This is a genomic window from Pseudomonas spartinae (assembly GCF_965197125.1).
Classification (GTDB): Bacteria; Pseudomonadota; Gammaproteobacteria; order Pseudomonadales; family Pseudomonadaceae; genus Aquipseudomonas; species Aquipseudomonas composti_A.
Genome location: NZ_CBDAMB010000002.1, coordinates 136,764 through 159,482 on the forward strand (window position 1 = coordinate 136,764; position 22,719 = coordinate 159,482).

Genomic DNA, 22,719 nt, shown 5'->3' on the forward strand with positions numbered 1-22,719 from the left:
AATGGACCTGTCGTGAAGGCCCCTGATTTCGGGGCTCTACAGGGAAGCCGAGATGATCAACGCAAAGCGTCGCCTACCCTACCTGCTCGCTGCCGGCGCCGCCCTGCTGGCGCTTGCGGCCTGGTGGCAGTTGCGCCCGAATGGCCTGCCCGAGGGCTTCGCCAGCGGTAACGGACGCATCGAAGCCACCGAGGTGGATGTGGCGACCAAGCTGGCCGGGCGCATCACCCGCATCGAAGTCGATGAGGGCGACTTCGTCGAACCCGGCCAGATTCTCGCGCGCATGGACACCCAGGTGCTCGAAGCGCAGCTGCAACAGGCTCGGGCTCAGGTGCGCCAGGCGCAGAACGCCGCGCGCACCGCGCTCGCTCAGGTCGCCCTGCGCGAAAGCGAGAAAGTCAGCGCCGCCGCCGTGGTGCGCCAGCGCCAGGCCGAGCTGAATGCCGCGCAGAAACGCCACGCGCGCAGTGCCACCCTGGTCAAGCGCAACGCGCTGCCACAGCAGACCCTGGACGATGACCTGGCCCGCCTGCAGAGCACTCAGGCGGCGCTGGCAGCGGCCAATGCCCAGGTCATCTCCGCTGACGCCGGTATCAGCGCGGCCCAGGCTCAGGTCGAGGAAGCCCGCTCGGCGGTAGAGGCCGCCCAGGCGGGCGTCGAGCGCCTGCAAGCGGACATCGACGACAGCCTGCTGCGCGCGCCTCGCGCCGGCCGCGTGCAGTACCGGGTGACCCAGCCCGGTGAAGTGCTGCCAGCCGGTGGCAAGCTGCTCAACCTGGTGGACCTTACCGATGTCTACATGACCTTCTTCCTGCCCGAGCGCCAGGCCGGCCGCGTCGCCCTGGGCAGCGAGGTGCGCCTGGTGATCGATGCCGCGCCGCAGTACGTGATCCCGGCCAAGGTCAGCTATGTCGCCAGCGTCGCCCAGTTCACGCCCAAGACCGTGGAAACCGCCAGCGAACGCGAGAAGCTGATGTTCCGGGTCAAGGCACGCATCGACCCCGAGCTGCTGAGCAAACACCTGCAGCAGGTGAAGACCGGCGTGCCCGGCATGGCCTACCTGCGCCTTGATCCCGAGGCCGAGTGGCCGGCACACCTGGCGATCAAGGTTCCGCAATGAACGCGGCGGTCGCACGCCTGGCCGGCGTCGGCCTGCGCTACGGCCAGACCCATGCCCTGCAGCAAGTCGACCTGACGCTGCCAGCTCGCTGCATGGTTGGCCTGATCGGCCCCGACGGCGTCGGCAAGTCCAGTCTGCTGGCGCTGATCGCCGGGGCGCGCAAGCTGCAAGATGGCCAGGTCGAGGTGCTCGGCGGCGACATGGCCGATGCACGCCACCGGCGCAACGTCTGCCCGCACATCGCCTATATGCCGCAGGGCCTGGGCAAGAACCTCTATCCGACGCTGTCGGTGTTCGAGAACCTGGATTTCTTCGGCCGCCTGTTCGGCCAGGACGCCGCCGAGCGCGAGCGGCGCATCGATGACCTGCTGCGCAGCACCGGCATGGCGGCGTTCCGCGAACGCCCAGCCGGCAAGTTGTCCGGCGGCATGAAGCAGAAGCTCGGACTGTGCTGCGCGCTGATCCATGACCCGGATCTGCTGATCCTCGACGAGCCGACCACCGGCGTCGATCCGCTGTCACGCAACCAGTTCTGGGAGCTGATCGAGCGCATCCGCACGCAGCGCCCGCAGATGAGCGTGCTGGTGGCCACCGCCTACATGGAGGAGGCCGAGCGCTTCGACCATCTGGTGGCGATGGATGCCGGCCGCGTGCTGGCCGAAGGCAGCCCGGCCGAACTGCGCGCGGGCACCGAAACCACCAGCCTGGAACAGGCCTTTATCGCCCTGCTGCCCGAGGAACGCCGCCGCGGCCACCAGCAGGTGGTGATGGCGCCCCTGCAAGGCAGCAACGAGATCGCCATCGAGGCCAAGGGCCTGACCATGCGCTTCGGCGACTTCGTTGCCGTCGACTCGGTGTCGTTTCGCATCCGCCGTGGCGAAATCTTCGGCTTCCTCGGCTCCAATGGCTGCGGCAAGAGCACCACCATGAAGATGCTCACCGGCCTGCTGCCAGCCAGCGAGGGCGAGGCGCTGCTGTTCGGCCAGGCAGTCGACCCGCGCGACATGGCCACGCGCAAGCGGGTCGGCTACATGTCCCAGGCGTTTTCCCTGTATGGCGAACTGACGGTGCGGCAGAACCTGGTGCTGCATGCCCAGCTGTTCCATGTACCGGCCGATGAGATCGGGCCGCGCGTGGCGCAGATGGCCGCGCGCTTCGACCTCGGCGAAGTCATGGACCTGTTGCCCGAGCGTTTGCCGCTGGGCATCCGCCAGCGCCTGTCGCTGGCTGTCGCGGTGATCCACAAACCGGAGATCCTGATCCTCGACGAACCGACCTCGGGGGTCGACCCGGTCGCCCGCGACGGTTTCTGGCAACTGATGCTCGACCTGTCGCGCCACGACGGCGTAACCATCTTCATCTCCACCCACTTCATGAACGAGGCGCAGCGCTGCGACCGCATCTCGCTGATGCACGCCGGCAAGGTGCTCGACAGCGACACACCGCAAGGCCTGATGGACAAGCGCGGGCTGGACAGCCTGGAGGCCACCTTCATCGCCTACCTGCAGGAGGCAGTCGGCGAGCAGCCAGCAAGCGAGGCGCCACCGCTGGAACAGGCCCCTGCGCCGCAGCGCCAACTGTTCAGCCTGCGCCGCCTGCTCAGCTACGCCCGGCGCGAAGCGCTGGAACTGCGCCGCGACCCGATCCGCGGTGGCATGGCGCTGCTCGGCACGGTATTGCTGCTGTTCATCATCGGCTACGGCATCAGCCTCGACGTCGAAGACCTGACCTTCGCCGTGCTGGATCGTGACCAAACCACCACCAGCCAGGAATACCACCTGAACCTGTCCGGCTCGCGTTACTTCCTGGAGAAGGCGCCGCTATCCGACTACGACGAGCTGGAGCAACGCCTGCGCAATGGCGATATCAGCCTGGCGGTGGAGATTCCGCCACACTTCGGCCGCGACCTCAAACGCGGCGCCAGCCCGCAGATCGGCATGTGGATCGACGGCGCCATGCCGACCCGCGCCGAAACCATCAAGGGCTACGTCACCGGCCTGCATCAGCACTACCTGAGCGAGCTGGCGCGGCGTTCGCCGCAGCCCCAGGCGGCCAACGCCGCCGAGCTGGAAGTGCGCTACCGCTACAACCCGGACGTGGAAAGCCTCAAGGCCATGGTGCCGGCGGTGATACCACTGCTGCTGATGCTGATTCCGGCGATGCTCACGGCGCTCGGCGTGGTGCGCGAGAAGGAGCTGGGCTCGATCATCAACCTCTACGTCACCCCGGTCACCCGGCTGGAGTTCCTGCTCGGCAAGCAACTGCCCTACATCGCCCTGGGCCTGTTCAACTTCATCCTGCTGGTGCTGCTGGCGGTCACCGTGTTCGACGTGCCGCTCAAGGGCAACCCGCTGACCCTGCTGGCCGGTGCCCTGCTCTACCTGGCCTGCGCCACCGGCCTTGGCCTGCTCATGTCGACCTTCACCAAAAGCCAGATTGCCGCGGTGTTCGGCACCGCCATCGTCACCCTGTTGCCAGCCATCCAGTTCTCCGGGCTGATCTACCCGGTGGCCTCACTGGAGGGCGCAGGCGCCGTGATTGGGCAGCTCTACCCGACCTCGCAGTTTCTGGTGATCAGCCGTGGTCTGTTCTCCAAGGCACTGGAGCTGCAGGATCTGGCCGGCTACTTCATCGCCCTGGCCCTGACCATCCCGCTGCTGACGCTGCTCAGCGCCAGCCTGCTGCGCAAACAGGAGGTGTGATGGAACGCCTGGCCAACATCCTGCACCTCGGCATCAAGGAACTGCGAAGCCTGCAGCACGATCTGGCCCTGGTGCTGCTGATCCTCTGGGCCTTCAGCATGGGCATCTACTCGGCGGCCACCAGCCTGCCGGAAAGCCTGCACAACGCCGCCATCGCGGTGGTCGACGAAGACCAGTCGCAACTCTCCGAGCGGCTGATCCAGGCCTTTCAGGCGCCCTACTTCCGTACGCCGGAGCGCATCGACCTGAGCCAGATGGATCGCGGCATGGACTCCGGACGCTACACCTTCACCCTGAACATTGCGCCGAACTTCCAGCGCGACGTGCTCGCCGGCCGCAGCCCGGCGATCCAGCTCAACGTCGATGCCACCCAGGTCAGTATGGCCTTCACCGGCGCCGGCTACATCCAGAACATCGGCGCCAGCGAGGTGGCCGAGTTCGTCCGCCGCTACCGGGGCGAGCTGCAACAGCCGGCCGAACTGGCGCTGCGCGTGCAATTCAATCCCAACCTGACGCGCGCCTGGTTCGGCTCGGTGATGGAGGTGATCAACCAGATCACCATGCTGTCGATCATCCTCACCGGCGCCGCCCTGATCCGCGAGCGCGAGCACGGCACCGTCGAACACCTGCTGGTGATGCCGGTAACGCCACTGGAAATCATGCTGGCCAAGGTCTGGTCGATGGGGCTGGTAGTGCTGACGGCAGCGGCGCTGTCCTTGCTGCTGGTAGTACAGGGCTGGCTGCAGGTGCCCATCGAGGGCTCCATCGCACTGTTCCTGGCTGGTGCGGCGCTGCACCTGTTCGCCACCACCTCGATGGGTATCTTCTTCGGCACCGTGGCGCGCTCGATGCCGCAACTGGGACTGTTGATCATCCTGGTGCTACTGCCGCTGCAGATTCTCTCCGGCGGCACCACACCGCGCGAAAGCATGCCGGAACTGGTACAGCAGATCATGCTGGCGGCGCCGACCACCCACTTCGTCGCGCTGGCCCAGGCCATTCTCTATCGCGGTGCAGGGTTCGCGATCGTCTGGCCCCACATGCTGGCCATCGCCGGCATCGGCGCGCTGTTCTTCATCGCGGCGCTGAGCCGGTTTCGCAAGACCCTGGCGCAGATGGCGTAAGCAATCTGTAGGAGCGGCTGGGCGGCACTCCGCTTCAGCCGCGAAGGCCACTGCATGCGGCCTTCGTGGAGCCTACAGGGCTAACGGTTACTGAATGATCAGGTTGTTGAACAACAGGTCTTCGACGATGGGCTTGCCCTCTTCGCCATTGATCGCGTCCTGCACCTTCTTCAGCGCCTCCAGGCGCAGGTTCTCGCGGCCATCGGGAGCGTTGATGGTCTCGCTGGTCTGGGCGGAGAACAGCATCACCATCTGATGGCGGATCAGCGGCTCATGCAGCTTGATCTTCTCCTCGGCCTCGGTGCCGGTGACTCGCAGCGACACATCGGCCTTGAAGAACTTGAGGCGGTTACCGGAGTCGGCCAGGTTGCCGATCAGCGCGGGCGTCAGGTTGTAGTAGAGCGTCGTCGGCACTTCTTCCTTCTTCTCCGAAGACGCCAGGGCAGGCAGGCAGATCGACAGGCTCAGCAGCAGGGCGGTCAACAGTTTCACGTTCGGCACTCCATCAGGGATGTGCCTAGCATAGCCATCCACAGGCCAGCACCCAAGCCCGGCGCTTATGCCGACCTATCAGGCTGCGGCATGCTCGTTGACCCTCGGCGGGCGCTTTCTACACTGCAAGGCACCCTGCAAGAGGAATGACCTTCATGAAAGCCCTGCTGTGCAAAGCCTTCGGCCCCGCCGACACCCTGGTATTGGAAGACCTGCCGAGCCCCGAGCCGAAAAAGAACGAGGTGCTGATCGAGGTGCAGGCTGCCGGGGTCAACTTCCCCGACACGCTGATCATCGAAGGCAAGTACCAGTTCAAGCCGCCCTTCCCCTTCGCCCCGGGCGGTGAGGTGGCCGGCGTGGTCAAGGCCGTGGGCGAAAAAGTTAGCCACCTGCGCGCTGGCGATCGGGTCATGGCGCTGACCGGCTGGGGCGGCTTCGCCGAAGAGGTCGCGGTGCCTGCCTACAACGTGCTGCCGGTGCCCAAGAGCATGGACCTGACCACGGCTGCGGCCTTCGGCATGACCTACGGCACCTCGATGCACGCCCTCAAGCAGCGCGCCAACCTGCAACCCGGCGAAACCCTGCTGGTGCTCGGCGCCTCGGGCGGCGTCGGCCTGGCCGCAGTGGAAATCGGCAAGGCCATGGGCGCGAAAGTGATCGCCGCCGCGAGCAGCGCCGAGAAGCTGGAAGTGGCGCGTAACGCCGGCGCCGACGAGCTGATCAACTACAGCGAGCAGAGCCTGAAGGACGAGGTGAAGAAACTCACCGGCGGCCAGGGCGTGGACGTGATCTACGATCCGGTGGGCGGCACACTGTTCGAGGAAGCCTTCCGCAGCATCGCCTGGAACGGCCGCTTCCTGGTGGTGGGCTTTGCCGCAGGTGGCGGCATCCCTGCCCTGCCGGCCAACCTGCCGCTGCTCAAGGGCGCCGCCCTGGTCGGCGTGTTCTGGGGCTCGTTCGCCCAGCGCCAACCGCAAGACAACGCCGACAACTTCCAGCAACTGTTCGCCTGGCACGCCGAAGGCAAACTCAAGCCACTGGTCTCGCAGACCTTCCCGCTGGCGCGCGGCGGCGAAGCGATCGATGCGCTCGGCCAGCGCAAGGCGGTGGGCAAGGTAGTGGTAGAAATCCGCTAGGGGCGCCGCGCGCACCGAAGCTATTCGCAATGACGTAAACAGGGCCGCCCTCGGGGCGGCCTTTTGCCAACGCCGCGCGGGGTTTCAACCGCCGTTTGATCCCTATGGATAACTGGCGCGACTCGATCGCAGCCAATAACGAGGAAACGGACTCGACCGGGACAGCCCATCAGGTTCGGCACTGGAGAAACTCTGCCGTTAAAAAGCAGAGCGGGTTGCTTTGAGTCTTGACGCCTGGCCGGCTAATGGGTGTCCCCTTTTTCCCCAACAGGCCGGGTTCGAGGTCAACGAACGGATAAGGATTCGGGTGATGCAGGGCTGTTTGGTGATTACGGCCGAGTGAAACAAATAGCTCCAGCAGTGCCGGGGCTATTTTTATTCAAGCGGGACAGAAATGCAGGTTAGTTATTCATACTTAAAGTCGATTTTTATCTTCATGCTGCGCAGGCATAGCTCGACAATACAGCCTTTCCATGGCTTACCTTCCGCATAAAGCCCATTTGACTCGAAGAAGCTTCTAAGCCGAACAAAAAGATCCAGCAAATCACTATCCACCTTCGCGCTACTTGGCAAAAACCACTGTTTGGTTCCAGAGGGGCCAACATAATCAAATAACAACTTACAGTGGTCCCCCTCCGGAGAAAGTTCGGCCTCTACCAGTACCACTTCGGCATCAGCAGGAGAGATCGTAACCAAAACCTCACCAATGCCTTGATAAATCTCATCATCCACACTAATATCCCACCCGGAGAATTGACAAAAGTTTCTCTTATTGGGCGTTCCGAAACTATCTGATATGTCACAGTAAATTTCTCAGGCCTTACAGACCCGCCCGTGTACACCGGTTCAATTTTTACACCCACCGACTTTCCTTCTTTAAGCGCAGAAGCCCATTGATTCTCCATCGTCTTCCAAGCGCCCTTATTGAGATTCCCATTCACAGGCAGCAAGTTTAGACGTTCGCCAGGACCATTAAATATACTGGCGATCAAGTGACCACCTTCATAAACAATAGGGAAACAATAGGGGACAGACCACGTTTTACGGAGAAACTAATCGTGGTCTGCCCCCTATTGTTCCTGGCCGGCTAATGGGCGCCCCTCTTTACTCTATCGCCAACCTCTGCAGCCGTCGTTTTTACTCACCTACAATTCTTAGTCCTATTGGGAAGTCCATTAGGTGTAAATCTATCACTCGACCCAATACCGGATCATTACGAATACCGACTCCGTTCTGCTCACTGTAAGAAGGTGGAACCAGGAACCACTCACCAGCGTAGGAACCAGTAGCCCTATAGTTTTCAACCAGAACATTACCATCTCTTGACAGTCGAGAAGATCGGATTTCGGGGCGCTTACCAGGTTTGAGTTGCAAGGACATTAATTTGGCTTCTAGCTCTGCAAACTGCGCATGAGTTATTTTACGCAATGTACGCTCTCCATCGGGCCTGCCAATCAACTGCCCATTGGGCCTTAAGAGCTCTGCCCAGCTTCTTGGCCCAACCGGGTCTGGCACTTGATAACCGCACTCGCGTAAGAAAAGAATAGCGCGCTGGCGGTTGAGGTTGTCGCGAAATCTGCGCATAGCTGTCTTGTTATCGTAGCTCTCCTTCAGCCCCTTGCAAAAGTCAGCACGATAACTGTCCCACAGAGCTAAACGCTGCTCTGGAACAGGGTTGATCTGTAAGCTCGCCAATACTGGCTCGATTAACTCCTTATCCAGGTTGGCTACTACATGACCTGGTGGTAATTTTTCGCTGGCACCAATATGTATTGGGAAACCCGAACCGCTAACAGACTCCCAGCAGAAATAGTCGAGCACTCGGCGCACGAAAAGACCGGTATCGTTATCCGAGTAAAAACGCGCACAGCGCCCACCTTGCCAGTCCACCCAACCTGCAGTAACCAAACGGGAAATAGAACTGTGCTCACTTAGGTATTCTTTGTAATCCTCAAAAAATTCGTCAGGCGGCAAATAGTATTCTGCGCGCGCGTGCCCCGCGCGAAAGAGCATAGAGTAGACACCGCCAACAGTCATCTGGGATTCGTTGGCAATAACACCGGGAACCTCTACAGATAGACTGTCGATTCGAGAGTCATAGCTATAGTCAGGCCAATTACGACAGGAGGCCTGCCTAAACAAGAACGGTAATTCAAAACTGATACGCTGCATATCGGTGATGCGCCGCTTTGCTCTTTCGCACAGGGGATAAAAAGCCACTCCATTCTCCACCACCCCATATTCCATTTGATAACTTCTGCAACCGCTTAGCAACATAAGCAGAAATCCAAAAGTTAGGAAGTATTTACTCATTCAAGCCTCCTAAAGTCACCCTGACTATCAATCAGTGTTGGCTTGATCAAATAATAGGGGACAAAATAATAGGGGACAGACCACGTTTTACTAAATATTTGGCGCACTCTTGGGACGCCCTGGCTTGCCTCTTGTGACTCTTCGCCCCAACGCTGCCTCAACTTCGGCAGAAAACTTCGGACTTCCCAGTGCGTAGTTTCCATTTGTCGCGGCACGTATCTGATCAACAAGCCCTGGATCTAGCTGATAGCGGAACAATTCTCTATAAGCCTCATTCCTGAGCATCTCATCTCGACCCAGGGTCTGATAGAGAGGGTGTGGACAGCGCAGCACTGAGGGCTCACCTTGCGCGTTGGCCCGGTAGCTCGACCAGCGATATTCAGCCGGGTGCTCAACCATGCCTGCGCGGATAGGATTCATCTCAATGTAATGGTAACAAGCCAACACATAAGCCTCCTCCTGCATGAGGCAAGAGCGGAAACGACCTTCCCACAGCGTCCCGCTACGGCGGTATGTGCGATTAACATACTGTACGTAACGCTGCCCTAGCCCCTTCATCATGAGCCCTGCACTATCAGGGCTTTCGGGCGTGGCCAACAAATGAACATGGTTGGTCATCAGACACCAGGCATGGATCGCACATCCATGCTTCTTTGCTTGTTCCATCAATACATCCAGATAAAAAAGATAGTCCTCGTCAGCGTAAAAACAGGCCGAGCGATTGTTCCCTCTCTGAATCAAATGAACTGAAACGCCTGGCAGTGATATGCGTGCTCGACGTGGCATACAGACCTCCTTCCATGGAATTCCATAACCCTAGACCAATAAACGTGGTCTGTCCCCTATTGTTTGTCCCCTATTGTTCCTTTAGGGCCTACCCCTATTGTTCCCTTCTTCGCCTCTACCATACCTCATGCGCCTCTGCCCTGTAGCCATTTTCAATTCTTTCAACCAATAAGGGCGCGCTGATAATTCCTCTAGTGGAGTGCTTCTGCTCCTCCAAACTCAGATCACGCTCCAGCCGTATAGCATCGCCACCACTCCACAACCAGATAGAGCCGCCTGAGCCTCCGTTCCTGGAACGGAACGTGGGGAATGCTTGCAAGTTATCAGCAACTGGCACATTGGCAACTACGGAAAGCAGTCCTTGATTAACGGCACTCTGAACAACAAAGAAAGCGGAAAACTGAACCTCACTCTTAACAACAGTAGAGAAATCTGATGGTATCCTCTCGTAAAAACCAGAAAACACCCGTATCAAATAGCCAAACTCAGGATGCCTATGCGTAACTTGCGCATACGCAACTCCATGCGACGTCAAAATTTGCAAAACATCTCCCAGCTTCACTTTCTTCGCCATCTAAAAACCCTCATACCCGACTTTCTTCAACAGTTCAGCACCGCGAATCAATCCTGCCTCGTACAAAGTTGGATTATTAACTTTAGAGATGGAATTGATTTTATTAAAGAAACAATAGGGGACAGACCACGATTTACGAAGAAATTAATCGTGGTCTGCCCCCTATTGTTCCTTTGCTTGTTCCATCAATACATCCAGATAAAAAAGATAGTCCTCGTCAGCGTAAAAACAGGCTGAGCGATTGTTCCCTCTCTGAATCAAATGAACTGAAACGCCTGGCAGTGATATGCGTGCTCGACGTGGCATACAGACCTCCTTCCATGGAATTCCATAACCCTAGACCAATAAACGTGGTCTGTCCCCTATTGTTCTAGACGTCATCATGCTCACCACTCCGCCTTGCGGCTGTAATCGACCTTGAACAATCCATGCAAGCCCGTAGCCAACCGTGGCCAGGCTGCACGCCGGCTGCCGACTCGCCCCAGGAACAACAGCGCCAGAACGAAGACACCAGCCGCAAGCGCCCAACCGAAGTCCCAGGGATCGAACACCGCAACGAGAAAGGCGAACGCTGCCGCAGGTACGCAGTGACGCAACACCAGCATCCCCGCCCCATCGTCATGCCAGTTGGGCGGTAGCAGCATGCGACTAAGCGGTAGGTCGGCTCGCACCATATAGCGCGTCAACCAACTCCAACCTCTCACCAGGCTGACCAGCAAACCGATAATCATCAAGCTGGAAACCAGTGTTACCACCACTGAGCCCTGAAGGCCCTTGGCACGTGCTGCCATCTCTCGCGGCGCATCGCTGTACAGCAAGTCGAGCAGCATGGCAGTAGCCAGTAACAACCATGCATATAAGGCTGCGGCAGATGCCCACTTGCGCGGCTGCCAGCGCTGCCAGTCCTGCCAGTCCTGCCAGTCCTGCCAGGCAGCCATCCCGAGCTGGCTGGGGAGCTCCGCAAAGCCATGCCGCAACTGGCTATCGAGTGACTCGCAAGCCCACCAATCCTCCTCGGTAAAACGGTCGACCAGATAACGTCGATCCTGCGGGTTCATTGGTTTGAGCAATAACCAGACCGCGCGCTGCTCAGCATTCAACGGCCAGGGCTCGCGCATGTGCTTGAGCAAGCGCTGCTTAAGCACCTGGCATTCGCAACGCCTGCACAAGCGCTCCCACCGTTCGAGCGGGCAAGGCAATTGCCCCTGTTCTTCGTTCCAACCAAGCCGATCAGCCAAGCGCTCGAAGAAAGCCGGCGACCATTCTTCACTCCGTTCCAGCAAGCACAACACGCCTTCCTGAAACTGCAGGCGTCGCTCGAAGGGTTGCAACCAGTCTCTCTGACTGAGCTCAACGAGTTGCTCCAGAGCGGCGCGCTCCTCTCCCGCACGTAGGAGCGCCTCCTGCGCTTGAAGCTCCTGGGCGAGCAATCTGGTCGCCAGCATGTCGAGCCTCGCCTGTGGCAGGTAGTCTGCCTGCCAGGGCGAGAGCCATTGCAACTGTTTCATTGCCCAGAGCAGGCAGGCCTTGCCATCCGCCTCATTCAGAGAGCTACAGTGAGCGAGCAGATAAAGCTGAAACTCGCGCTCTAGCCGCAGCTCGACGGCATGCTGCAGTGCAGCGTCGAGCGAAGCGGCGGATTCGACAAGACACGAGATCTGCTCAGACTGCACATCTGGCCTTACAACCGCCCTCACTGGTACAGGTGCAGGCAGCTCGTCCGGCGCACGCTCATGCCTGAACACCTGAGCTCCTTCGGCCTCGGCTCGCGCAATGCTTAATGCCTGCTCATAAGCATCGCGCAAGCGCTGGAACGCCTCGGCATCGTCATCAGGACGGGTCGTTTTCAGCAACTCGGCGTAGCGGCGCTTGATGCTGCGCACATCAGCATCGGGACTCAACCCCAACATGCTCCAGATGCCCATCTCAATAGCCGCTCTCGATAGCATCCAGACGAGCCGAAACCTCCAGCCGCACCTCACGGATCTCTCGCTCGTCCTGGCGTTCAAGCACACCAGCAAAGTGCCCGGCCAAAGCACCGACATGCTCACGCACTTCGCCCAGACACTCCTGATACAAGCGCTCCAGACGCGCCATCAGAGCGCTGTTGACCTGCTGGTCGCGAGGATGGATCTTCAGTGCCTGCAAGGCAGCAAAACGCTCGGCAATCTCCTGCGGCGTCAGCACGCCCGGATTGTTCTCGATGACCAGCGTGCAGCTCTGGCCGGTCAGCGGGGTATCCACCTGAGCCTCGAGCAGACCGTTTATGTCATAGGTAAACCGGATATCCAGCGACACCTCACCTGCAGGCCGAGGCGGGACATCAACCTCCAACTCCCCCAGGAAGATATTGTTGGCCACCAATCGGCTCTCGCCCTGGAAGATACGTACACTGACCTGCCGCTGACCGTCACGCAGCGTCTGCACACTCTTCACCCGACTCACCGGCACCACGCAGTTGCGCTCAATAATGGGCAGATAATGCCCACCCTGCAGTTGCCCAGCGACGTTATTGGATACCTCCACGCCCAGGCTGTAAGGGCACACATCCGTCAACACCACCTCTTCCAGCGAGGCATCGCGAGCCTTGAGCGCCGCCTGGATTGCAGCACCCTGCGCGATTACTTCGTCAGGATTCAAATGCATCGCGGGAAAACGCCCGAAGAGACTGGCCACCAGCTTGCGCACCAGCGGCATGCGTGTAGTACCACCGACCAGCAGCACCTCGTCCAGATCAGCCACCTTGATACGCGCATCTCGCAATGCCCGCTCGATGGGAGCACGCAGGCGCTCAAGAAGAGGCTCGCAGATTTCCAGCAGTTTTTCCTGAGTCAGGGGTACAGACCACTCTCGCCCATCCTCGCTCAGTTGAAAAACCGCCTCACTCTGCTGCCCGAGCGCATGCCGCACACGCTGCGCCTCACGGCGTAGGCGGTGATGCATGGCGGGGCGCTCCACATCAGGCATCCCCAGAGCGCGTAACGCACTCACAGCATGAGCGACTATCGCGTCGTCGAAATCCTCACCGCCCAGAAAGTTGTCACCGGCACTGGCACGAACCTCCATCACCCCATCGAAGAGTTCGAGCACCGACACATCGAAGGTTCCACCACCGAGATCGAACACCAGAAACGAGGTATCGCCCTTATGGTGCACCCCATAAGCCAGCGCGGCAGCAGTGGGCTCGTTGATCAGCTTCTCGACCTTGAGGCCTGCCAGCTCACCGGCGATACGCGTCGCCTTGCGCTGCGCGTCACTGAAATACGCCGGCACACTGATGACTGCCTCAGTGACAGCCTTGCCATAGGCTCGCTCGACATCTTCCTTGAGGCTGCGCAGCACCAGAGCCGACAACTCCTCGGGACGAAAACGGTGCGATCCAAGCGAGCTACTGTGCGCACTCCCCATATGTCGCTTGAAGAGTGCAGTCGTGAGATGCGGATGGGTTTGCAAGCGTTCGCGGGCGACGTCCCCGACGACCATTTGCCCCTGGTCGTCCAGACCGACAACACTGGGGGTCAACATGCGACCTAGGGCATTGGGTACCAGTTGCGCCGTCTCGCCATCCCAGACGCTAACCAGGCTATTAGTGGTACCCAGGTCGATTCCGATGATCATGCTTGTGCCTAGCCTCCGTGGCGCTACAACAGGGCCCCATGCCCTGAACGGCGTGATATTAAATGTTCGTAGCCGCCCCCAATAGCTGTACAGAGGGAGGCGTGATAAATGTTGAGCCGCAAATCAGCCCAGATAAGGTCGTCGCGGGCGGGTGATACAGCCCAGACTCCCCAAGCAACAAGCCACGCATAGGTCAGTGACCGGACGAAGTGCCTGGCTCAGTAAAAGTTCTCGCAGCGGCACTGAAGAATAATAGGGAACAGACCACGATTTACGGAGAAATTAATCGTGGTCTGTCCCCTATTGTTCTCCTATTGTTCTGATGTTTTCCACAGCCAGGATATGTTGGGTTCGACTACGCACCAGTTGAATACGCTTTCGTGCCAGGTCGCGCAGTGCTCGTTCTTGTGGCGGATGAACGTACCCGGTGGGCAGAATGCCAAGCCTCAGCAAATGCGCCAGGAAGGCCGCATCATCCTGATCATCGGAGTGCTTCAAACCGTCATAACGCTTCATCGCCACGGTGTTGGCCAGCTTCACGTCGAACCGGCCTCTTTTAGTCCATCGACCAGCCAATACCAGTTGTAAGTGGACTCGACCACTACACCCTCCAGCTCGGTACGGTGAGGCTCGAGTAACTGGATGATTTTGCGCAGGTCGTTGGGGTAGCGTCGACTGACCAAAATCCGATCCATTTCGTCGGTGATTACCACCACACTATTGTTCGAGTGCAGGTCTATGCCACAGAATTTCATCACGGCCTCCTCACAGCAAAAGACAATGTTCGCACTTTGAATTTTGCGCCTACTCGGGAGTGAGGAGGCCGGCTAGAGGATTCTCAGACCACGATTTACGAAGAAATTAATCGTGGTCTGTCCCCTATTGTTCCGCTATTGTTCCGCCAAAGGTATCGTTCAATACCCCTGCCAACGCTTGGCTGGCACCCGCCGCAATAGCACCAGTGGCAAATTCTTCGCCCATAGCGGATGAGACCATGCCGCCAATAGCAGCATGCATCGCAGTACGAGCTGCGCCGCCCTCCCTCCATAGTGCGACGCCTGCGCTATCACCCGTTCTGACGGCCTCTCCCAATTGTTTTGAGGCAAAGTCACCTACCATTTTGAAAAACAATAGGGGACAGACCACGATTTACGAAGAAATTAATCGTGGTCTGTCCCCTATTGTTCATGAGTCTCGGGAGTTGGTTTGTTTGGCGACTACCAAACTGCCCGACTCATGCAGGCTTCTTCAAGCTATCCCATTGATAAAAATGGGATTTTTGTGGGGATTCCTCAGAATCTGTCCCCTTTTTCATTCGCCCCGACTCAAGTTTCTATAGGTTGCGTCAGGATGCTTGAGAATCTCATTAACAACTCCTTGAGCGGTCAAAAAAGGGGACGGTCAAAAAAGGGGACAGATTTATTTATGAGGCAACCTCGTCACCGAAAAATAAATCTGCCCCCTTTTCCGTGTCCCCTTTTCCGTCCTACAGTTTAATAAAGTCAAAAACTTTACCAAACAGCCGCTGAATATCTGGCCTTACCTCAAGACACGCAAGTGCTTTATCCGGCGTCAAAGGCATGTCATAAGGCTCAAACCCTCGACGGACAGCAATACCATACAAGGCATACTCGTCATCTTTCGCATGTTCCCAATGGGGCACATAGCCAATTACCTGATATATCTTAAAAATTTCATCATGAAAATCCATCAAGTCGTACAAAAACACAGGGGCGTCATCTAGCGATAATACTTGAGCGCACCACGTATTAAGCTCATCCCTGCTTATAGCCCCACAAAAAAGACAGGTGATAACGAACGCCATCAGCTCATCGCTGAAGCAACCAGTCTCACTCAGACTCACATTCCACCCCCCATGGCTTCGCCACCGATGTGCCCCGTCTTTGAATGAATCAGTTCAGGGACTAACTGCATTCGCCCACTATCCTGATGGTGATGCCACGTATAGCCATCAATTTTCTTTGCCCCTGAGTTAATCTGCTGAAGCTGCTTAGCAGTAAAACTTGATGCTTTCACTTGACCTTGCTGTATCGCCCCTAACAAATCTTTGGTCGCAAGTTTCATCTGCCCTTCATAGCTCGTAGATTTGAAGGCATCAATTGATATTCGTGTATCAAATGCAGCCACATCATCAAATATAGGGAAGCCCCTGTTATCGAATACGACCCCCGTTACCGGATGGCGCTGCCCTGCAAGATGCACATTTCGACCATCGACTGGCGGGACCGTAGTGGAAAGAACATTGTCGCGCCCATAAGTAGACTCAAGCTCATTCCGGGTGGTTTGCGGATTGTACGGAGTCTCGGAGCCGTCTCCTTTTGGACCATCCCCACCCACAGCACCAGAGTCCGTTTTGGGAACATTCAGCTTCCCGTCAACGACCTTGGCAACACGGTCAATAACTTTACCGCCAACACGCTGCAACACAAGATCAGCTGCTGCAGATACTACAAAGTCACCCGCTTTTTCGGCCAAGCTCACATCGCCCGGATGTGTTCCCGGCCTAAACGAGTCTATAACCTTCTGGCCTTCCGTGGAGGTATAGCCGTTGCTAATACGATCCAAGCCGTCGCTGTACTCCGAGATGCCACCCACGACACCAGCTGCTCCGAGTGCACACCCGACCCCGAAGGAAACAGTACAAGCGCCCGCTCCTCCGACACCTGAGACGATGGCTCCGCCAGCACCTCCAATGACACTGCCTGCAGCGCTGGTGTAGTAAAGCCCCTCCCCACGACTGGAAACCGCGTCGTTAAACCGCTCATCAAGGGAGTAGCTAAACAAACCACTTTCCTGAAGACTGACTTGAAGCTCTGGGTACTGCGCCCCCTCCGCTTGCAGGGCGGTAAGAAATTCATAGTTGGGATCACTGGGCGGTATACCAGCAGCACAGGAAACCAGCGCACAAGCAGCTGCATCCCATGCTCTGGCTCTCTCGGGATCACGTTGTGCCAATTCATCCAGGAGTTTGGCTTCGGCACTGTGCAACTGCCTGTTATAAGCCGTCGCATTCTTCGCCAGCTCCGCTGCCTTGGCCGGGTCGCCACCGGTAGCCGTCGCCGCCGCCACGCCGATCAGTTGCGACACCACCAGCTCCAGGCCTTTGTCGCTTTTGAGAACACCAGACAGGCGCTCGATCAGCAGTTCGTTGGCACCACCAGCCAATGCCCCAGTCTTGAAATCGCCACCAGTCGCTTCGCTGAGCAATCCACCAACCACAGCATGCAGGGCAATCTTCTCCGGGCTACCGTCCGCCCAGTTGATGCCTTCCACCAACTTACCGCCGGCGAAATCACCCACCGCATTGAAGACACCGGCCTGCAGCAGGTGCTGCATCTGGCCGGTCAATGCCGTTTGCAGATTGCCGCCCAGGCTGCCGCCCTGGATCGCGGTTTGGGCTGCGGCCTGCACCGCACCCTGCGCTCCGAGATAGGAACCGAACTTGGCCAGGTCGCTCGGTTTACTAAGATCAAAACCCTTGGTGACCTTGTTGACGTTATCACCGGTTACACCAAAGGCACTGTCCAGCACGCCAGCGGTAATGCCCGCGGTTAGGGCCGAGGAGGTATAGCCTTTAAGGTTATCGCTGGACGTGACGTCTTTGAGCACCGCGCCCAGGTTACCCCGGTTGTTAATGGTGCTAATGGCTGCATTGCTGGCTGCTGAGGTGGCAACGGCAGTCAAAGCGACGTTACCCCAGCCCGCTGCGACGGCGGTAGTTGTTGTAACTCCAGCCGCGCTAGTGGCTGTTACCGTTCCTGCTGCAGCCATGGCTGAACCACTACCAGCCCCTGCTCCCGCCATAGTGCCTATAGCACCACTGGCCGCCCCTGCCGTCAGGTACGTCACGATGATCGCGATGATGATCATCGCCGGACCGCCCAACCCCGAATGGCTGTACTTGAAGGAGTCATGCACCTCCTTCACGCGGCGCCAATCGACATCACCGCGCTGCTCCATCTCCTTGAGCCAGGCCAGTTCGGGGTCGGCCTTGACCATGGCGTCGATGGTCTGGCTGACGCTCTGCTGATTGACCTCCTTGATATCAATATTCAGGCCGTCCACGGCCTGTATCACCAGGTCGCCCTTGGCGATCAGCTCACTCTGCTTCAGGGTTTCATCGGTCTTGCCTTTACCCTTGGCAGAGGTCCAGGCCCAGCTGTTGCTGCTCTTCTCATGACTCTCCTGATCCAGATCCTTGACGGCATCGAAGGTAATCGCGCCGCCACTGTCCAGGGTCAGGTTGTTACCGCTTTCCAGGCGAGCCTTCTGATAAAGCTGGTCGCCCTCACTGATCAGGCTGAGGTTGCCGCCCGTGGTGATGGAGCTGCCGACGTTGCGCACGGTGGTGACTTCGTCGCGCTGGGTTTCCTTGCTGCCCCAGCCGCCTTTTTTCTTCTTGTCGTACAGCGAGTAGTCGCTGTTCTGCGCCGCCAGCAGGGCCAGTTGCTGCCCGGCATACAGGTAGGCTTCGTTACCCGCCTTGAGCTGGCTGGCGGAGAGCAGCAGATTGCCATCGGCGCGCATGTCGAGATTGCCTCCGGCCTCAATGACCGACGCAACCTGCTTGACGTGCTGCTCCTGGGCGATGACCTTCTTGCCGCCACTCTTGCGGTAGTAGTCGGAGCTGCTCTCGTTCGCCGCCGAGGCGATGGTCATATCGCCGCCAGCGCCAAGGTCGATGTTTCCACCGGCCTTGACGGTACTGCCAACCACTAGCAGATCACGACCAGCAACGGCCGTCAGGTCACCACCCACCTGTACGTCGCTGCCGTATTGGGTGATGTCGGTTTTGTAGGAGTGGCCTTTGCGGTCCCACTTGTTCTGCCGGTTCTCGGCCTCGGCCGAGCCGAGAATCAGGTCGTTGCCCGCCTGCAGCGTGGCATCCCCGCCTGCGCTGATGGCGCCGCCGATGTTGCGGATATCGTTGCCGGCACTAACCAGCAGCTCATTACCGGCCTCGATGCGCGCCGCGCTGTCGACGAAACTCTGCTGGCGGTCGGTATGGCGCGTGGTGCTGTGATGGGTACTGACTGTGCGCTCGTTGACCACATCTCCGGCTACCGCAACCAGGCTGACGTCCTGACCTTTGAGGATGCCGCCCTGGCTGTTGCGGATGCTGTCGCCGGCCAGCAGCGACAGGCGTTCATTGGCGTGCATCAGGCCGCTATTGGCGATGCTCTGCTGAGCGGTCACGGTCAGGTTTTGGGTCGCACGCAAGGTACCGCTGTTGATCAGGTTGCCGCCAGAGATCAGCGCCACGTCGCGCCCCTGGATCAGCGCACCGCCAGGTGCCAGGCGCCCTTCGGCCTGCGCCAGGTAGAGCACCGGCACCAGAACCTTCTGCCCCTGCACTTCGCGCTCTTCCATCCACACGATATCGTGGGTCAGGGCCGCGACCTGTTCGGCGCTCAGGGCAATGCCCAGACTGAGGTTCAAGGCCTCCTTGCTGGCAAGGGCGTTGTCCATCAGATACTTGAACTGCGCCTCGTCGCTGTCCAGCCCTGCCAGGTAGCGCTGGCCGGTACGCGCACGCACGGCTTCGCGCACCAGGCGCTGCTCGTAGAAGCCATCGCCCAGGCGGCGCTGCATCTCGTCCGGATCGAAGCCCAGCAGGCCGAGCATGTAGTCGGAGTTGAGGAAGTTGCCCAGATTGGCAAAGGCCGGGTTGGTTTCGATCAGGTAGCGATGGCCCGGGTTGTTGTTCAGGCTGAACAGCCCGTTCTGCCCGCTAGGCAGGGCGAAGCCCGGCAGCGACAGCGGGTCGACGGCCTTCTGCTGCAGGTCGGGCGGCAGTTGTGGATTGAGGGTGACGAAGGTGGCGATATCGCTGCCCGGCGCACCGGTATCCACCCGCGTGCCGCCATTCACGAAGCTGAACGACGGGCGAATGCTGGCATTGCCGATTTGTGTGGCATTGATGGTGACATCGCCGCCGGCCTGCACGATGGCCGCATAGCTCTGCTCGGCGTCTGGCGTGTAGGTGGTGCCGAAATGCTCGAAGCTGCCTTTCAGGGTGTTTGTAAGGATGTTGTTGAGGTCGGCCTCGATAGTGGCACTGCCCGTGGGCCAGTTGCGTGAGTTGAACCACCTCACGTTGTCGTGAATCCAGCCCTGGGATTTCTCACGCTCGCTGGTGGCACGGTCTTCGGAAACATACTCGCCGGTCTCGGCGCCGACACTGGTGAAGGTGTCGCCCGTGATACGCACCGCCCCGTTGGCCGCGAGCATGCTGTAGCGGTTGTTGATGGCCTGGCCGCTAAGGGTGAGATCACCGCCAGCCAGCAGCGAGGCGGTACGCACATCACTGGTGGCTTCGGTACGGTCGATCTGACGCAGGCGGTAGCGCACGTTTTCCTTGTCGCCACTGCAGTCGGTGCAATCCGGGTTGTAGAACAGCGCCGCGATCTTGCGGCTGACGATCAGGTTCTCGACTTCATGGGCATTGGTGATTTGCTTCGCGCGAATCGTGATGTTGCCTTCGCTTTCCACCACGCCGGACAGGTTGGCGAACAGCTCAGGGGCATCGCCCTCCTCGTTGGCGACGAACTGCAGGTCACCTACGCTGTAGAGGTCACCGCGCTGGTTGGTGAAGCGATCCGCCTCCAGCAGCATGGAGGCGCCGCTGAACAGGAAGCCGTCTTCGTTGCGGATATCCGCCGCCTGCAGTGACATTTGACCTGCTGCACCGATGGTGCCGCTGTTGCGCAGATTCTGCGCGGCAAGCTGCAGCCAGGTACCCGCAGTCATCTGACCACGGCTGACCAGATCACCCAGCACGCTCAGCTTCGACGAGCCACCAGCGAGCCACTTGGCATTGGCGCCCAACTCGGCTGCAGCGGCGCTGACATTCAGGTCGCCCTGAGCGATGAGAGTGCCATCGCCTGCGTAAGTATCTTCCAGCTCCAGACTGAGGCTACCATCGGTTTCGATGCGCCCATCGTTGCGCCAGGCGTTGCCCTTGGCCTCAATGTTGTCGCGGGCCAGCAACGCGGCACCTGCCGTTTGCGTGAGATCTGCGATATCGAGCGAGATGCGCCCGGCCTGCAGTTCGGTGGTGTTGGTCCAGCTGTCGGCTTGCAGATCAAGCTGTGCGTTGGTCTGGATGCGGCCACCGGCCTGGCCCAGTTGCTCCAGGCTCATGTCCAGTTTTTGCGCGCCGACATGGCGAATCAGGCCGTCCTTGTTGATCAGGTTGCCGGACTCGACCGCCAGGCTGGCACTGCCGATTTCGATCTGGCCAGCCTGGTTGTTCAACTGCTCATCGACCGCGAGACGACTCTCGCCAGCACTCCCAAGAGCGCGAAGCTGGCCGCTACGGTTATCCAGTGCACCCGCCTGCAGACTTACCTGGCCGCCAGCTTCGATAAGGCCTGCGCTGTTGTCGAGGCGCTCGCTCACCTCGGCCTGAATGCTGCCACCCGCTGCCAGTGTGCCGGCTGCGTTGTCGACAGCCTCGCCCTCGATGGTCAAGGCCTGACCAGCCAACGCGCTGCCGGCGCGGTTGTCCAGTCTTTCAGCGTCAAGTGTCAGGTTGCCCTGGGCGAGGATCTCACCTTCGCGGTTGTCGAGTTGCTCAGCCTTGAGCGTGGCACTGCCTGCGGTGGCTATCTTGCCGCCCTGGTTGTCCAGTGTTTGCAGGTCGGTCGCCATGCTGCCATGGCTGGTCATCTGCCCGGCGTTACGTACCTTGCCGCCGTCGAGCTGCAGATGGCCCGCGCTGCTGACGCTGCCATTGGCAGCCACACCGGCCTCGATAATGCCGGCGTTGTTCAGTTGATCAGCCTGCACGGCCAAGCGCTGGCCAGCGGCGAGGCTTTCCCGCACTTCGACCTGCTGCGCTTCGATAGTGGCGTTACGACCTGCGTAGGTGTCAGCGTTCAGGTCGATGGTGCTGGCCTTGAGAGCAACGTCACCACTGGCGGCCACACGGTTCAAACTCAGCTTGCCATTCGCATCGATCTGGATATCCCCGGCACTGGCGGCCATGTCGCCGGCCAGTTTCACGCCCACGCCCTGCTCGGTGCCCACCAGGCGAATGGCGCCGGCGTACATCCCGCCGAGGGCCGAGCTGTCGATGGCCAGCATGGGTTTGTCCGAACCGTCGTCGGCCTTGGCGGTTGCGGCCAGGGTGCTGGCATCCACTTCGTTGCGGCCGGTGATGATGTTGAGCTTCTTCGCGTGCAGCTCGGCGTTGATCTGCGCGCTGCGGGTGATCAGGTCGAACTGGTCGACATTACCGGCGTTGAGGCCCTGACCCTCGATGGAGATTTGTCCGCCGTCGACGTCGAAACGCTGCAGGCGGCCGTCCTCGATGACCGGCGTGCCGGTGCTGAGGGTGACGCGCGGGGTGTTGATGAAGCCGCAACCATCGCAGGTGATGCCATGCGGGTTGGCGACGATGACCGCCGCCGAGCGCCCGGCCACTTCCGTGTAGCCCCTGAGCTGGCTGGCGTTGCCACCGGTGACTTCGTTGAGGATCAGCCCGGCAGCGCCGTTCTTCAGGTTCGGGTTGCCGACCACGTAGCCGCCCAACTGGGTCTTGCTCAGGGCCTGATCGCCATTGTTGAGGATCAGGCCCTGCTGGCCAACGTTGTAGTCGGTGAACTTGTTGTGCGACAGGCCGCTGCCGTTAGGGGTGGCGATGTTGACCATCGGTACACCGTTCTGCGCCTGGGTCACGGCGGTGTTGCCGCCTGCGGCCTGGTCAACCGTCAGTTGCGCCGCCGTGGCGACGATGGGGTTGAGAAACAGCACGCCGGCAACGATGAGGGCGATGTTCTGAAACAGAGGACTGCGTACGTCCATGTCGATACTCCAACCAGCCAACCGG

At 59.5% G+C, this 22,719-nt stretch carries 17 protein-coding genes; 5 read left to right on the forward strand and 12 right to left on the reverse strand.

The window, feature by feature from the left end:
- Window positions 1-52: 52 nt before the first annotated feature.
- Genes ACN8M7_RS04445 through ACN8M7_RS04455 form a run of 3 tightly spaced genes read left to right on the forward strand, consistent with a single transcriptional unit; the run spans window position 53 to window position 4,946 of the window.
- Entirely contained in the window at window positions 53-1,120 is a 1,068-nt protein-coding gene (locus ACN8M7_RS04445) for an HlyD family secretion protein (protein WP_490259910.1), read from the forward strand.
- On the forward strand, window positions 1,117-3,822 hold the full coding sequence (gene rbbA / locus ACN8M7_RS04450) for a ribosome-associated ATPase/putative transporter RbbA (protein WP_490259911.1): 2,706 nt from the start codon (window positions 1,117-1,119) through the stop codon (window positions 3,820-3,822). Before ACN8M7_RS04445 ends, rbbA begins: the two co-directional genes overlap by 4 nt.
- A complete protein-coding gene (locus tag ACN8M7_RS04455; protein ID WP_490259912.1) occupies window positions 3,822-4,946 on the forward strand; it encodes an ABC transporter permease in 1,125 nt (374 codons plus the stop codon). The genes rbbA and ACN8M7_RS04455 overlap by 1 nt, the downstream gene beginning before the upstream one ends.
- An 87-nt stretch (window positions 4,947-5,033) precedes the next feature.
- Here ACN8M7_RS04455 and ACN8M7_RS04460 read toward each other — a convergent pair whose 3' ends face one another.
- Window positions 5,034-5,438, reverse strand: coding sequence for a flagellar basal body-associated FliL family protein (locus tag ACN8M7_RS04460; protein ID WP_061238633.1), 405 nt, complete (start codon window positions 5,436-5,438; stop codon window positions 5,034-5,036).
- 155 nt (window positions 5,439-5,593) lie between these two features.
- Here ACN8M7_RS04460 and ACN8M7_RS04465 point away from each other — a divergent pair, with 155 nt between their 5' ends.
- Window positions 5,594-6,574, forward strand: a complete 981-nt coding sequence (locus ACN8M7_RS04465; RefSeq protein ID WP_490259913.1) for an NADPH:quinone oxidoreductase family protein — start codon at window positions 5,594-5,596, stop codon at window positions 6,572-6,574.
- Between the two features lie 220 nt (window positions 6,575-6,794).
- Window positions 6,795-6,917: a SymE family type I addiction module toxin gene (locus ACN8M7_RS04470; RefSeq protein WP_082768031.1), complete on the forward strand. Its 123-nt coding sequence runs from the start codon at window positions 6,795-6,797 to the stop codon at window positions 6,915-6,917.
- Between the two features lie 62 nt (window positions 6,918-6,979).
- On the opposite strand, the gene ACN8M7_RS04475 is transcribed toward ACN8M7_RS04470, so the two are convergent.
- The 11 genes from ACN8M7_RS04475 to ACN8M7_RS04525 form a co-directional block, all read right to left on the reverse strand.
- Window positions 6,980-7,306, reverse strand: a complete 327-nt coding sequence (locus ACN8M7_RS04475) for a hypothetical protein (RefSeq protein WP_490259914.1) — start codon at window positions 7,304-7,306, stop codon at window positions 6,980-6,982.
- Window positions 7,228-7,587 carry a DNA/RNA non-specific endonuclease gene (locus tag ACN8M7_RS04480; RefSeq protein ID WP_490260289.1) on the reverse strand — a complete coding sequence of 120 codons (360 nt, stop codon included), beginning with the start codon at window positions 7,585-7,587 and terminating at the stop codon, window positions 7,228-7,230. Before ACN8M7_RS04480 ends, ACN8M7_RS04475 begins: the two co-directional genes overlap by 79 nt.
- A gap of 124 nt (window positions 7,588-7,711) precedes the next feature.
- Window positions 7,712-8,887, reverse strand: a complete 1,176-nt coding sequence (locus ACN8M7_RS04485; RefSeq protein WP_490259915.1) for a hypothetical protein — start codon at window positions 8,885-8,887, stop codon at window positions 7,712-7,714.
- A gap of 90 nt (window positions 8,888-8,977) precedes the next feature.
- On the reverse strand, window positions 8,978-9,673 hold the full coding sequence (locus ACN8M7_RS04490; protein ID WP_490259916.1) for a transposase: 696 nt from the start codon (window positions 9,671-9,673) through the stop codon (window positions 8,978-8,980).
- A gap of 115 nt (window positions 9,674-9,788) precedes the next feature.
- The gene (locus ACN8M7_RS04495; protein WP_082768034.1) at window positions 9,789-10,247 is read right to left on the reverse strand and encodes a hypothetical protein; all 459 of its coding nucleotides are present in this window, start codon (window positions 10,245-10,247) and stop codon (window positions 9,789-9,791) included.
- 386 nt (window positions 10,248-10,633) lie between these two features.
- Entirely contained in the window at window positions 10,634-12,172 is a 1,539-nt protein-coding gene (locus tag ACN8M7_RS04500; RefSeq protein ID WP_490259917.1) for a hypothetical protein, read from the reverse strand.
- 1 nt (window position 12,173) lies between these two features.
- Window positions 12,174-13,865 (reverse strand): Hsp70 family protein, encoded by a 1,692-nt coding sequence (locus ACN8M7_RS04505; RefSeq protein WP_490259918.1) that lies wholly within the window; start codon window positions 13,863-13,865, stop codon window positions 12,174-12,176.
- Window positions 13,866-14,165: 300 nt separating this feature from the next.
- Window positions 14,166-14,405: a hypothetical protein gene (locus tag ACN8M7_RS04510; RefSeq protein WP_490259919.1), complete on the reverse strand. Its 240-nt coding sequence runs from the start codon at window positions 14,403-14,405 to the stop codon at window positions 14,166-14,168.
- Window positions 14,402-14,620: a hypothetical protein gene (locus tag ACN8M7_RS04515; RefSeq protein WP_490259920.1), complete on the reverse strand. Its 219-nt coding sequence runs from the start codon at window positions 14,618-14,620 to the stop codon at window positions 14,402-14,404. Before ACN8M7_RS04515 ends, ACN8M7_RS04510 begins: the two co-directional genes overlap by 4 nt.
- Before the next feature lie 731 nt (window positions 14,621-15,351).
- A complete protein-coding gene (locus ACN8M7_RS04520) occupies window positions 15,352-15,690 on the reverse strand; it encodes a hypothetical protein (protein WP_490259921.1) in 339 nt (112 codons plus the stop codon).
- Between the two features lie 35 nt (window positions 15,691-15,725).
- The gene (locus ACN8M7_RS04525; RefSeq protein WP_490259922.1) at window positions 15,726-22,694 is read right to left on the reverse strand and encodes a two-partner secretion domain-containing protein; all 6,969 of its coding nucleotides are present in this window, start codon (window positions 22,692-22,694) and stop codon (window positions 15,726-15,728) included.
- Between the last annotated feature and the right edge of the window lie 25 nt (window positions 22,695-22,719).